Raw genomic sequence first — 13,042 nt, 5'->3', positions numbered from 1 at the left:
AGCCAAACTACCTATTACTGACCAAAATGTATCCATAGTGAGAATGGGTTGATTATGGATCATCTGCCTTGATAGAAACCCATTGACAAATAGTAAACAACCGCCCCCAAATAGACCTCTAGTTAAAGTAAAATGAAACGACCCTTTAGATCGAATCTTTTTCCATCTTTCATCAGGCTTCATTATTGATCCGTATATTGTCGGTGCTTACCGCCTTTAGCATAGGCCGAACGACGTAAGGTTCAGCCCAGTTACTTTTTTGGCTTGGCGATGCTGGCTAAACTTGTTATGACTTTACTGGCCATATAACAGTCTCGTTGTCCAGCTCAAATAGATAGCTACACTGCATTTCTGCAAGGTAATTGTAATCAAACCAAAACATTATACCTAAACCATCATGAATTAAGCATTTATGATCTGGAAGATCTTCAGAAGACCAGTCTTCTAGTTTTGCTATCTCTCCAGTATGTTTAGCTATTAACCTTGATATTTCTTTGATTCCTAAACCGAATAGTTGCTGTTCAAATAATAAATATCCGGCTCCCATAACTGTTATTGTACCTAAGCGAAAGTTATCATTATCATTGAAGGTAAATGTTAAGTTTCTATGCGAATACCATAATTCTCTATGCCAATCACCTTTGCCTTCAACATACTCGGATTCTTCGGCTCGATCTGGCTTGCCTAAGAAAGAAATGACTTCTTTCTCTATCATGCCGTACCTAATTTCACCTATTCCAATACCCGGTAATATATTCATTTTCTATGGGTCATAACGCCTTTTTATGAGAACCTATGCAGTAGGCTGTTCAAGTCGGAGGCGACAACACAAGCTTGTTAAACATTGTGTAGGCCAAAAAACAAAGTATATGGAATTTATATAGCCAACACTGTAACTGGAACCCATACTGAATACTTTAGTGATTTTTTTGCTGAATGGCCTAGAATCTTCTTTAAATAGATAAACGGAATAATAAAATATAAGGAATAGGCCGATAAAATAATGATCTCCGAAAAAGCATTTCCTATGACTACTAAGCTGATTATGAATATAATAATCATAGGTACAAAAACGAAGGTAAAGGCAACCCACCAGTCAATATCTGGATCACTACTTTGTGCCTTGTTTCTGTCAATTAGCTTGTAGATGCCTATCAATATCAAAGCAATTATTGCAGCCTGTAACATCTTCCCACCTATTTATACTTAAAACACTTCAATCAACTGATACGTTAGTGGACGGTTGGATTGATTTGTTAATGTTTTCTAATTCTACTTTAAAAGTGCTTACTTTTTTCTCTAGCTCTTTCCTAATTCTCCTCTTGCCTTCAAGACAGTAGTCCACCATTAAATCAGATATTCTAACGAGTTTACCGGTTTTGCTCTCTGGTGAAGGTGACCATACCTTGCCAGCGTAATTCAAGTTTCCAAACAATTTTGCTGAGAAGTGGTAAGTTTGACCGTCTGCTCCCATAGAAAAATTTCGTGGATACCTTGTTTCATACAGTATTTCTTGCCAAACATACTGAATTTTATCTGCTAACTCTTGACGAATTTCTTTTTTACACCTTATTCGTGGAATTTCTTGGGGAGATTTAGGGTATTGGGACTCTAGTTCTTTAAGTCCTGCTTCATCTTTAACGAATTCACCCTCATCATTCATAACCTTCACAGAACCTTCTTCCATCAAAGGCATCATTTGGTATCCCCATAATTGCATTTTGGGGGACTCAAAAAATATATAATTTTCTTTATCATTTTGCTTTATACCCAAGACGTATTCAGGAGAAAAGGAAGGGAATCCAATAAGCCTTACTATTACATCTTCTTCATATGCTGAACCAAGATAACTTAAGACAAGATGCGTATATCCGCCAAAGAGCTCTCTCGAAAACTGAGAGTCCTCAGGTTCAAGGTGTTCACTTGCGAAAGCAGTACTACTTATGAACCATATAATAAAAATTCTTAATTTCACTCTATGCTCCTATTGTCTGTGGTCTTGCCCACATAAAGAAAATTGTCCTTCTGTTGTGCTTTGTTAGTACTGTTACCTACAGATTCTAATTTAATAGAATACTGGAATAATTGTTACTTTTTTCACTGGGCCAGTTTTAATCTCTGACTCGATATCCCCCGATTCTGACTCGATCCAGAAAGTAGCTAAACTCCCACTCCTTTTAGCTTTCAACATGTACGATTTCCCTGCCTCTGCCAATAGCTCAGTATTTGACTCAAGGACATAGTGAAAAGGGGGTTGAAAACCTATTTTTTGCGCTGTGGTTTTTTCAGGTGTAAATACAGCTCTTACACCAATATCTCTCCATCCTGGCGGAACTGGAAAGGTTGCCTCAATTGGCGCCGTCCATGGTCCGGGATGAAGTTTTTTTCCATCGATTGAAGCAAAAATGAGCGAAACACCGCCATCTGTTTTTTCTCGGCTATTTATGAGTACACCGTTTTCGGTTCTATCAATTACCTTGTTACTAGAGCATCCACAAAGAACAAGTAACACCAGTAAAAGTAATGTCATTTTCATTGGTTGTACCAAATTAGTGCTAACGAAGGTGCAGGAAAACTCAGCCCGCTTTTCGTGTTTTGTTTTTATGTGAAAAATAGCCTACTTATCAGTGAAAGGCTAAATCAGAATTCACGTAGGATCACCATTTGTGGTTATTATTTGGCCACTCCTAAGGGAGCAAAGATATACATTAGTTTTTCTACAACTTCAATGTTCAGCACAGCGGCTTGCTAGGGCAACCATGCTAATTACTCTTGCGGGATTGGCAATCCATGTTGTTTTAGAAAAGAAAGCTTATCCCAATATCCTCTTTGAAATACGATCTTTCCATCTTTGACTTGAAAGAAACCGCAGCCACGCAAACCTAGAGGATCTTTCCACTCTAAAATTACCCAATCTCCATCTTGGAAGATATGCTCTACTATGCATACCATATCCGCTGCAATGAACTCTTCTTCAAATCTGGCTCGAATAGCATCTTTGCCAACCACCTTATCATTAGCAACTTGATGGTTAACTGCATCATCAGAATAGAAGCTGACCACTTTCTCTACATCCGCTTTGTTAAAGGCCTCAACCCAAGCCTGAATTACTTCTTTTGGTTCCATAACTCGAATCCTTTTAGATCCTAACGCCTCAATAATGGGTCGACTGGAGTAAAGCGTAAGGAAGTCCAGCCGAAGGCACCATTGATTGATTTTTTATGTGTTGTCACTATTTTGTCTAAATTTATGATTGCAAGACCAGCATGACTCACTTGGCCAATGCCATTGTTTGATACTACTGCCCTGATTATCTGTGGTTTCTTACATTTAGAGCAATTAAAGCGCAAAACACATGTAACGATGAACAACCAGTATCCCATTGCTACCCACCAATGCCAGCCGAATGGGGGGAAGCTTGTTGGCTCATTGGAGATGGCGCCAGAGGAATCGACCACTCGATATAGCAGGATTAATATGGCGCCAGTCGCTAAAAGCTGTATTAATCTCTTCTTATAGTGGCTCATGGATCGATTAGCACATAACGCCTAGCTTCCTGTGAGGCGAGTTGGTACGCCCAGAACGGGTGTGGACTAATGGGGTGAAAGTCCCCTGTAGGAGGATCACCATTTAATGGATTCCATTAAATGATAACTACTAGTGAATGGCAACTTTATCACCGCGAGGTCTTGTAGGAAGGTAGCCGCTAGCAAGGCTATGAGCTGACGAACGGAAACATCCTAAAAGGCTGAGCCTGGAGGTGGGGGATAAAGGACACCGAAGCCGGATGATCTAGCGGGCAGAGTCAATGATACAGTTGTGTATATAAAGTTTACGTTCTTATCTCGGGAAATCTGTTTAGCTTGCTGCTATGAAGCTGTCAGCGTGGCCGCTGACTCACAAGTAGGCCCCACCCACTAGCCGCCATCGCGGGGATAGAAAAAAGTGGTGGAACACCGAAGCGTCTCGGTCAGAAATGAATAGAGTGATTAAATAGAAGTCAGCTGACGGCATAGTAGCCAAATGCCAAGATTTATACCTTGAACAGAGTGAAGGCCTGGACCTAAACTCCACGAATTAAAAGACCGGATTTGCCTACCGATATGCTTTCAGTCAGATAAAGTTGAGGTTGGGCACTGTCATGGAACTCAACTTAGATGAGTATCTGCTCGACGCTATCGTTGGGTAGAGATTCGGCGGATAGGGAACCAGCCATTGCGGACCGGCACAATGGGTAGAGTGGGGCAGGTAGCTAGAAACTACCGGCTACCCGATTTAACTGCGTGCCACAAAATATTTAAATATTATTTGTATCGTTTACGGTTTCTTCAAGCATCTCTGAAAATTCTTTGGGCTTGGCCCGATAAATCACATGATCACCATTAAATGTACGAATTGTCCATTTCCGTTCTACTGCCCGATGCCAAGAGGGATCTTTAGCTCTATCGGCTTTCGACACCCCCTCAGGAATAAAAGCTACATAAGTGACATTGAGTTTTTTGGCCAGAGGATTCTTATACGATACAGGTTCCGTAAGTGTTTTTAATGGCTGCGTAACATCTCGTGGAAATTCGGAATTAACATCAATCCATGAGAAGTGAACTTGACCATTTACCACTTTATGTTCCTCTGGTATTGTCTGCCCCTCCATCATTGACATGCCATCCTCAGGTACTTTCGCGTCTAAAAATGTAACATGATGAATTCGCTCTGGAATACGATCGATAACTCCGGTGATTACCATACCACCATAGCTATGACCTACAAGTACCACATTTTTCAATTTTTCAAAAATAATCAGGTTAACGATATCGTTGATATGTGTGGTTAAGTTAACATCAGGAGTGGAAAGATGGTGCCTCTCACCTAACCCCGTCAGTGTTGGCCTGTAGACGGTATGACCTTTAGCGCTAAGGTGTTTACCAACCTCTTTCCAGTCCCATCCACCGCCTGTAGCACCATGTACCAAAACAAAGGTGTGATAATCTTTTTTTGTATCAACTTCTTCAGCAACAGTTTCAAATGTCGTAAATATTAAGAATATTACTAATGAGAATATAGTTTTCAATGAAATTCCTCTTTTTGTATTCTTGATTTTCCACCTACAAGTAAAATTGCTAATAAAGCAGTTAATGCCTCAAACTGCAGCGCGAAGCGTCCGACACCTTGACCTGGTACGCCCGCCCAGCATGGGCGTGAACTAATGGGGTGAAAGCCCCTTATAGGAAGATCACCATTTAATGGGCTTCATTAAATGCTAACTACTAGCGAATGGCAACTGCAACACCGTGACTTTTGTGGGAAGGAAGCCGCTAGTAAGACTACGGACTGAAGAATATAAGTATCCTATAAGGCTTAGCCTGGAGGGGAGGTGGCCAAGGACACCGAAGCATTGTGATCTAATGTGTAGAGTAAATGATGCAGTTGTTTGGTGAAGTTCACGTTCTTATCTAGAGAGATCTGTTAAGCCTGCTGCTGTGAAGCTGTCAGTGTGGCCGCTAGTTCAAAAGTAGACCCAACCCGCTAGCCACCTTCGAGGGTATAGACAAAAAGCAGTGAAACACAGTAGCTCCTCAATCAGCATTGACCACGATGATTAAATAGAAGTTAGCTGACGGCATAGTAGCTAAGTGCCAAGATTAATACCTTGGACAGAGTTAAGGCCTGAACCTAAACTCTACGAGTTGAAAGAGTGGGCTAGCCTTCCAGTCGGATAAAGTTGAGGTAGGATACCGCCATTATGCTTAGCTCAAATGAAGAGCTGCTCGACACTATCGTTGGGTAGAGATTCATTACGGATAGGGAACCACTCATTGCGGACCCGCATGATGGGTGGTGTGGGAACCGGTAGCAAAAAGCTACCGGTTATCCGATTTAAGATTGGTCCGTAGCTCTTTCCCATTCATCTGCATAGCCACTTGAGCGTAGATATGAACGTAGGGAGTTCATTATGTATTCGTTCCAAGCCTCAAGATCTTTATGGCCACAAACTAATCTTTCTTCCTCTATATCCTCTACAGATAAGTCAACCATAGACCAGAAGAATTTTGCTAAATGAAACGCCTCGTCTCTATCAGAAACCATACCTTTAGAAATTATAAGGCTTGTTTTTTGATCGTCGAGGACGTTTGCGTAGTGAAGAATAATATCTTTTTCTTCTTCGAACCTATATTTGATCATAGAGCGTCTTGTGCCTCCCTAATAACCGACATTCTGTCAGCAAGCCAAATGAGCTTTTGATGTAATTGGGCTGTGGTCATTTTTCGAGTGACCGTCAAGAAATAATGCTGTTTATCCCTCTCGTCAGCGATAAATTCAAGTCCTTCTGGTAAATCACATTTTTCTATTACCCAAAATACATCGACTGGGCTACCTTTGGCATGTTTCTTTTTTAGTTTGTACTGATCCTTTAAGTGCTGCCAATGAGCCGAAAACGATAGCCCCATTTGAGAATGCGGTATAACCCATTGCTTACACTGTGAAAAAAGGTAATCTTTCTCTCGAATATTGTTGTATGTTTTACCTTGTTTATCATCCATATACAGAGTCGGATGCTCACCTCTTTGTGTTGGTCGTGCAAAAAAAGCATCATAACTTTTAATGTACTCTCGAATATCTTGAATTATCCGAAACTGTTCCATATTCACATTCCATGTCTAAAATCTTAACGTTGCCAGCACACGCAGTGTGCGATCGTACCTGTGTTTGGTACGCTCAGCATAGGTGTGGACTAATCGGGTAATAGCCTCCCTGTATGAGGGTCACCATTATATGGGTTTCATTAAATGCTAACTACTAGCGAATGGCAACTGCGACACCGTGAGGTCTTGTGGGGAGGGAGCCGCTAGCAAAACTACGAGCTGACGAACAGAAACATCATATAAGGCTTAGCCTGGAGGGGAGGCGGCCAAGGACACCGAAGCTGCGTGATCTAACGGGTAGGGTAAGTAATGCAGTTGTTTAGTGAAAGTTTACGTTCTTATCTGGGGAGATCTGTTTAACTTGCTGCCGTGAAGCTGTCAGCGTGGCCGCTGATTCATAAATAGGACCAGCTAGCCGCTATTGCGGATTGGCACGATGGGTAGCGTGGGAGCTGGTAGCTAAAACTACCGGCTACCCGATTTATGCGCCTGTCCCTGCCTTGTCACAGCGACATCTATGTAGTGACCAAATAGTGCTTATTTACGATTAGCCCACGGAGAGTTATTTTCAAAAGTTGAGATATACAGATCCTCGACTTTATCTCGTGCCCACTGGGTTTTGCGTAAAAACTTGAGCGAAGACTTAATTGATGGGTCGCTCTTAAAGCAATTGATATTGATCCTATCTGCCAAACCATCCCAGCCATAATGCTCCTGCAAACGTGTAACAACTTTCTCAAGAGTAATACCGTGTAGCGGATTATTTGGTTGATCTTTACTCATTTTTCAATTAATACTCTATGTTTAATGGCGCATAATGCTGTGAACATGGGCTGATGAAGTTGGCACCTAATCGCAAATAAAATTAGGTGACAGGCTTGCAAGTCCTTTCCCTTAACTTATTATGTGTTTAAAGCCCTTTAATAATTATAATTGATATACATAATAAATGTGGATATAAGTAATATAGTGATAAATTGTTTGAATCTTTGATTACTTCGTTTTGTTAACTTTTGAGTAAAGGTGGTATCTGTTTCGATAGCATCTTTTAATAGAATGTTTGAGCTAGATTGCAATAGTTCACCTATCTTGTCAGCTTCCTCTGGGCTAATTTCAGCCTTCGATGACATTTCAGATATCCTCTGGTGAATCGATGAGAGCTCATTGTATTCAGCCTTGTTGATTTTACCTGACTGAAAAAACTCTTCCTGCTTTTCTCTCAGTGTAGTTACATCCACAATTCTTCCTTACCTATAACGCCTTGCACAAGTGCCGCTGGAATGGAGCCGCTTTGTGCTAGCGTAGCGTACAGCACAAAGCGAACGGAGTATAGGTGGTGGGATGCAGCAACTTGTTAAAAGCTCACTGGGACCAGTAACCCAATATATGGTATTTGCCAGACTCTTCAGGTTTTAAACGAATGCCGAGAGCTTTAAAGCCAGGGCAGGTAATGAGAGCATGATTGGTAGCGCTACCATCACCTATTGGTTGTTTGGCATCACCTTCGAGAATGTTGAGGGTGCATAACGAGCTAATGCTTTGCCGCTTATTGAATTCTGACTGTGTTCTGTTTCCGACGTGAACAAAGCTATCTGTACTCCCTGATTCTAATAGAGATCTGACCGCTGTTGAAAATGTCTGATATGATAAGGCACTAGAGGATAGAGCAAACAAAATAAATGCTGCGATAGTTTTCATAACTATTAACGCCTTATACGATAGGCTAGTGGAACGACGTGCAGCGAGTCCAGTCTGTATCCTTTGTGGGCGATTGTGCCACAATTTGTAAGTACTATTTAACAGCATTGATCTGAACTACCGTGACATTAGCAATGCGACCACCGCGCCACCAAGTCCCTTTTGTACCAATCTTAAGCCTTTTATGGTGATACTCACGGCGCTCTTCAATTAATATCCACATATTGGCAAAGCCTTCATTAGGAATATTACCTGGAGTAGTATCTCTTATGACTCTGCCATCTTCATCAAGAATCTCTGGCCAGATCATGTGTATACCTTCAACTTGCGGATCATCCCCGTCATATAGAAAATCCACTCTCATTCCTTGACCCGGCTTGGCATTTTTATTCTCTTCAGATAAGTCTATCTTGTACCTGACTACAAAATCCGGCTTTCTTCCACATCTTTCTTCATAAGGTATATGTTCTTTCATATATTGTGTTAACGCGAAGTTGTGGGGCTCCGTAGGCGTCCCTAGCAGTTTGCTGCCGAACGCCGACGTTTTGTGATACCTACTGGTTTTATTGCATAAATGTGGTTCGCAAAGCGCTCACTGTTAAGGCTATTAATGGAATGTTTGATAGAGCAAATATTAAAAACCTGATTTCAATTTTGTTGAAAGTTGCTTGCACAATACTATGAATTACTCGAATAGCGACATAGGTCCATGCCAGAATAAAATTTATGCCATCTCCTGCGCCAAGGACTGCAAGTGATATTGCCAAAGCATAGAAAATAGTTGGTTGCTCCATGAGATGATTATAATTATCAGCTTTCCAACGAACATGGGGAGGTAGGGTTGACATTTGCTCTCCGCGAGGAGCATTCGGATCAAGCTTTAATTTAGCTTTCTTCACTGCAGGCAATCGTGTTGCGTACATCCACAACCACATAACCATTGACCAAGCTATCAAGGCAATTACAGGCTGAATTATTTGGGTACTTTCAATCATTCGTTGATTCCTTTTTATTATTTACTGATGTTAGAGAGCTGAACAGAGCATAATGACCACAACAGGAGCAGCTGGAGTGTTGGTCGTCCTGCGTAAGGCTGCAAGCCTGGAATATACTGATCGGCCTTACTTTCATGGCTACTTTTTCGGTGGAACTCTTGTCGATACAGCTTGGATTTCATTCTCGAAATATGTTCTCGGATCGGTATCATTCAAAAATATAAAAGATTCGGGTTTAATACCAGACTCAATAGCACGGGATTCTTCACGCGAGAGAATTAGAGACTTTTTAGGGGCCACCCATATCTCCTTATAAGTTCCTTCATAGGTTTCAAGATACCACTTACCTCTCTGTGGATCTCCTTTTTTAAAGGGGTTGTCTTGAGGGGAATTCTTTGTTTCCTTAGAATATTTGAACCAATTTTTATCTAAATCTAGTTCTAGAATGCAACCTCTCGTAGCAACATTTCCGTCTACAAGAATATACGTCCAATAGGCCCGGTCAGCATTGATCGACTAATGTGCTTGGTATGTATTTTACTCATTAATTACACAAAACCCATTACCAAAAGGATCTGAGCAATATGCAATAGTACCCCAGTCACCTCTTTCTCCTCCTTCATGCTTTCCGCCTAGTTTAACAATTCGCTTAACTATTTCATCTACGTTTTCAGTTAGAAAGTCAATATGAACGGGGGTCCAATGACGAGAATAATTTCGCTCAGCTGTCTCGGTGGGGGCTGCTGCTGATCGAGCCTCTTTCTCTTGTAGATAAATATCACAGTTCTCTACTGAAATTACTGACATCCCAGCTTGATCCCTTAGCTTTTTACAACCAAGAGCTTTAATATAAAAATCCTCAGCTTGTTTAATGTTAGAAACATCAATACTTATAGAGAGCTTTATCAAAATATATTCTCTTTTATTGATTTATGATAAATGACGGCTACAACAGGGACGACCAGCACATAACTGCTTGTGCTTGCTAGGCTGATGCACTCTAAACGGATCAGAAAAAGTTACGCCTCTACTTTAAATAAAATTGGAATTCTATGCAGTCCTTCACTTGGATTTGGCAGCCATGTAGATAGGTAAAAATTTGAATGCTTTGCCAAGCATTCTGCATAAGCGCGTAATTCTTCAGGATTAATGTCCTCTGGTTTAGTATCAATCAATGTGCCATTCTTCGCAATAGTGAGAGCGATTACAAAGCTGCCTTCAATATTTCGCTCTCCTAAATACTCCACATGAGGCGTGCAAAAACCGATCGAAGTAGCTGTAGCAGTGGAGATCTCTGTTAAGAGGATAGCCAGCAACATTACTTTAAATATATTGTGAATCATCAAATATGTCCAACGCTTTGCTAATGAGCAGCCGAAGTAACGCGCAGGCTATCCTGTGGAGGCCGAGCTTTTCGTGGTCGGAACGAAATTGAGAAACTTGTTATCATCTTTTACCACGTAACTTTGCCCTTAACGCTCGTACACCTACAGGCTTTAAAGCACAGTACTTTGCAAACAGTAACTCGCTCAGAAACGGGACTATGATAAGTACTATACCGAACACAACCCAACTCTTACTGGCCAAACCCAATATAATAGCCAGCATTGGAATAGTGGCGCCTATAAATGCGAGTACCCATTTTGACAACGAAGTGTACTCGTACTGAAAGAAGCGCTTTTCACAGTGCATGCGGTTTGAAAAAGACAGCATTCTGACTTTTACCGCTTGCTTTCCATATTGTGGGCACTTTCTTATCATGGCTTATAACGCCAAGCTTCGTGACTGCTGTGAAGCGGATGCGTATCAGCGGCTCCAGCCACGGTAGTGCCGAACAAGAGTGCTTTGCTATGCATTTTCCGGTCAATCAGAAAAAAATCCCCATTCAATATCTGCTGCATTTAGGCAAAAACTCCAATTACTTCTCGGCAGTCTTTTGTAATCAAAGCCAATAATAGGCAATGGATATTCAAGCAAGTCTTCTCCATCAGTTAAATCCTGCTCATATCGTTCTTGAATATTAGAAAATTTAAAGGATTTTCATTCTTTATGATTATATGCAGGAGAAATAGTGATAATCGAGGTTTTGCCGTTTTTTTCTCACGATACAAGATCATGAGCTACATTACCTCCTAATGCAACTTTTTCGACTTTTGATAGCACTAACGCGTTGCTCAGTTGCGGCCTGAATGGAGCTTGCATTGTACTAATGTTTTCTAGCACAATACAAATGGAGTGTAGGATGTCAATTGTAGCAATTCGTTATGGCATTTTTGACGGACGGGGGAATTGGAATTCTAACTTAGCTAAATGCATGTTTGTGCGAATTTTCTGAACATATGTTCCCAAGTGATTTCCAGGATTGTAAGGAATATAAATTCCCTTTGTATTTGCGAAGAATATCAGATTGGCGGAATGTGGATGGCATTATGGCGCCATTGCAGATTTAATATACGCCTCTAGATACTTATCTCCGGCCGTATATCTCTATTTAACAAAAATTCAACTATTAAGTAAAAATATCTTTGAATAACTTGGTTATAGAAAAAACTACAATCTATCTGTTTTGTGGAGGTGGTCTTGAGGCGCTTATTCCTGGTGGTTGTGGATCATTTCTTTTTTAAAACTCTTTGAAATTCAATAAATATTTTGTAGAGCGTTAGCGTCCAAGGATAAACGCCTTAAGGCATTTACCTTGTGGGAGGGGTAATACTTAAGTGTCAATCTTGGCTGAAAAATTCAAATCTAAGTGCTATGAGCTGTAATTAAATGGCTGCAGATTTTCTTTGCGTTTTCATGACTATCGACATTGAATTTAGAATAGTGTTTACTAGATTCTCCATGGGCGATTTCAGAAAAGTTTTGAAGTGAAGAGCCAAGCTCTTTCATTGGCCGCCTATGGTTTAAATATTTTTTTCTGTAGTATTTTTAATTAACAGGTTTGTTCAAGCGCCAATTATTTTTAAGTTTCTGTCAGTATCTATAAAGCAAAAACTGATCGGGAGGGCTTTAGTATTTGGCACTTAAATTGCCTTTTATCTTAAAAAAACTTTCTGCCGTATTAAGAGGGCTTTTTGTTAAAAAATGGGCAAGCCTGTGGCTGTATATATCATAAACATTAATGGGAACTAACATGGCTACAAACACTTACATCTATAAATCCTACGCAGATGGTGAGTCAGACAGCGATACTTTGTGGGGGCAAGTACAAAATAGCCTTAATAGCTTAAGCCAGAATGGCCGCGATTCGGTAAAAATCGCAAGTTCAAACGAACATGGCGGCAATTGCCGGAGTGTCATTATTTACACAGACGACGCGGCACCCGCTGGCTCAGTTGACACATTGTCACAGACTTGGAATTACGAAACCTTCAACGATTCAGACGGATATAGCACAATGTATCAAAATGCCGTCAATTTTCTGAATGAAACCCTTAATTCCGTACAGGCATACTACTCACGACTGTCTATGATCGACGCCAAGAGTCACTCAGCACACCTCGTTGTTTGGTACCGTGAAGGTGCATAAACAGTATTATTATATTTTCGGAATTCATTGATGGCTCATAGACGTCATCTCTTTTTACACCAATGCAAACAATTAGCCAGCCTGTGCTCGCGCGCCATAAGAGCGTAGCTCTAAAGTCGATGTGAGCAGCTGTCAGGTTGTAGGATAAGGCGTGTGGAGATAACAAGACACAGTTAATC

General features: G+C 40.9%; 16 protein-coding genes. 1 reads left to right on the top strand and 15 read right to left on the bottom strand.

The window, feature by feature from the left end; all coding sequences use genetic code 11:
* Positions 1 to 286 precede the first annotated feature (286 nt).
* The 15 genes from ACJJIS_RS15370 to ACJJIS_RS15300 form a co-directional block, all read right to left on the bottom strand.
* The gene (locus ACJJIS_RS15370; protein ID WP_475708469.1) at positions 287 to 760 is read right to left on the bottom strand and encodes a hypothetical protein; all 474 of its coding nucleotides are present in this window, start codon (positions 758 to 760) and stop codon (positions 287 to 289) included.
* Positions 761 to 876: 116 nt separating this feature from the next.
* On the bottom strand, positions 877 to 1,188 hold the full coding sequence (locus ACJJIS_RS15365; protein ID WP_475708468.1) for a hypothetical protein: 312 nt from the start codon (positions 1,186 to 1,188) through the stop codon (positions 877 to 879).
* A gap of 28 nt (positions 1,189 to 1,216) precedes the next feature.
* Positions 1,217 to 1,975 (bottom strand): hypothetical protein, encoded by a 759-nt coding sequence (locus tag ACJJIS_RS15360; protein WP_475708467.1) that lies wholly within the window; start codon positions 1,973 to 1,975, stop codon positions 1,217 to 1,219.
* A gap of 90 nt (positions 1,976 to 2,065) precedes the next feature.
* On the bottom strand, positions 2,066 to 2,536 hold the full coding sequence (locus ACJJIS_RS15355) for a hypothetical protein (protein WP_444942388.1): 471 nt from the start codon (positions 2,534 to 2,536) through the stop codon (positions 2,066 to 2,068).
* A 230-nt stretch (positions 2,537 to 2,766) separates the two neighbouring features.
* A complete protein-coding gene (locus ACJJIS_RS15350) occupies positions 2,767 to 3,126 on the bottom strand; it encodes a nuclear transport factor 2 family protein (protein WP_444916449.1) in 360 nt (119 codons plus the stop codon).
* 1,171 nt (positions 3,127 to 4,297) lie between these two features.
* Positions 4,298 to 5,068 carry an alpha/beta hydrolase gene (locus ACJJIS_RS15345; protein ID WP_475708466.1) on the bottom strand — a complete coding sequence of 257 codons (771 nt, stop codon included), beginning with the start codon at positions 5,066 to 5,068 and terminating at the stop codon, positions 4,298 to 4,300.
* Between the two features lie 806 nt (positions 5,069 to 5,874).
* The gene (locus tag ACJJIS_RS15340) at positions 5,875 to 6,180 is read right to left on the bottom strand and encodes a hypothetical protein (protein ID WP_282931756.1); all 306 of its coding nucleotides are present in this window, start codon (positions 6,178 to 6,180) and stop codon (positions 5,875 to 5,877) included.
* Positions 6,177 to 6,641, bottom strand: coding sequence for a hypothetical protein (locus ACJJIS_RS15335; protein ID WP_282931757.1), 465 nt, complete (start codon positions 6,639 to 6,641; stop codon positions 6,177 to 6,179). Before ACJJIS_RS15335 ends, ACJJIS_RS15340 begins: the two co-directional genes overlap by 4 nt.
* Before the next feature lie 537 nt (positions 6,642 to 7,178).
* Positions 7,179 to 7,424 carry a VF530 family protein gene (locus tag ACJJIS_RS15330; protein ID WP_282931758.1) on the bottom strand — a complete coding sequence of 82 codons (246 nt, stop codon included), beginning with the start codon at positions 7,422 to 7,424 and terminating at the stop codon, positions 7,179 to 7,181.
* A 137-nt stretch (positions 7,425 to 7,561) separates the two neighbouring features.
* Positions 7,562 to 7,879 (bottom strand): hypothetical protein, encoded by a 318-nt coding sequence (locus tag ACJJIS_RS15325; protein ID WP_475708465.1) that lies wholly within the window; start codon positions 7,877 to 7,879, stop codon positions 7,562 to 7,564.
* Between the two features lie 124 nt (positions 7,880 to 8,003).
* Positions 8,004 to 8,339: a hypothetical protein gene (locus ACJJIS_RS15320; protein ID WP_475708464.1), complete on the bottom strand. Its 336-nt coding sequence runs from the start codon at positions 8,337 to 8,339 to the stop codon at positions 8,004 to 8,006.
* Positions 8,340 to 8,433: 94 nt separating this feature from the next.
* A complete protein-coding gene (locus ACJJIS_RS15315) occupies positions 8,434 to 8,814 on the bottom strand; it encodes a hypothetical protein (protein WP_475708463.1) in 381 nt (126 codons plus the stop codon).
* Between the two features lie 88 nt (positions 8,815 to 8,902).
* A complete protein-coding gene (locus tag ACJJIS_RS15310; RefSeq protein WP_475708462.1) occupies positions 8,903 to 9,334 on the bottom strand; it encodes an MAPEG family protein in 432 nt (143 codons plus the stop codon).
* 537 nt (positions 9,335 to 9,871) lie between these two features.
* The gene (locus ACJJIS_RS15305; RefSeq protein WP_475708461.1) at positions 9,872 to 10,243 is read right to left on the bottom strand and encodes a VOC family protein; all 372 of its coding nucleotides are present in this window, start codon (positions 10,241 to 10,243) and stop codon (positions 9,872 to 9,874) included.
* Positions 10,244 to 10,353: 110 nt separating this feature from the next.
* On the bottom strand, positions 10,354 to 10,677 hold the full coding sequence (locus ACJJIS_RS15300) for a hypothetical protein (protein ID WP_475708460.1): 324 nt from the start codon (positions 10,675 to 10,677) through the stop codon (positions 10,354 to 10,356).
* 1,790 nt (positions 10,678 to 12,467) lie between these two features.
* Between ACJJIS_RS15300 and ACJJIS_RS15295 the strand changes: the two genes are divergently transcribed.
* The gene (locus ACJJIS_RS15295) at positions 12,468 to 12,863 is read left to right on the top strand and encodes a hypothetical protein (RefSeq protein WP_282931766.1); all 396 of its coding nucleotides are present in this window, start codon (positions 12,468 to 12,470) and stop codon (positions 12,861 to 12,863) included.
* Positions 12,864 to 13,042 lie beyond the last annotated feature (179 nt).

It is taken from the genome of Microbulbifer maximicatervae (SeqCode) (assembly GCF_056231245.1).
This window is presented reverse-complemented; position numbering and strand designations above follow the sequence as displayed.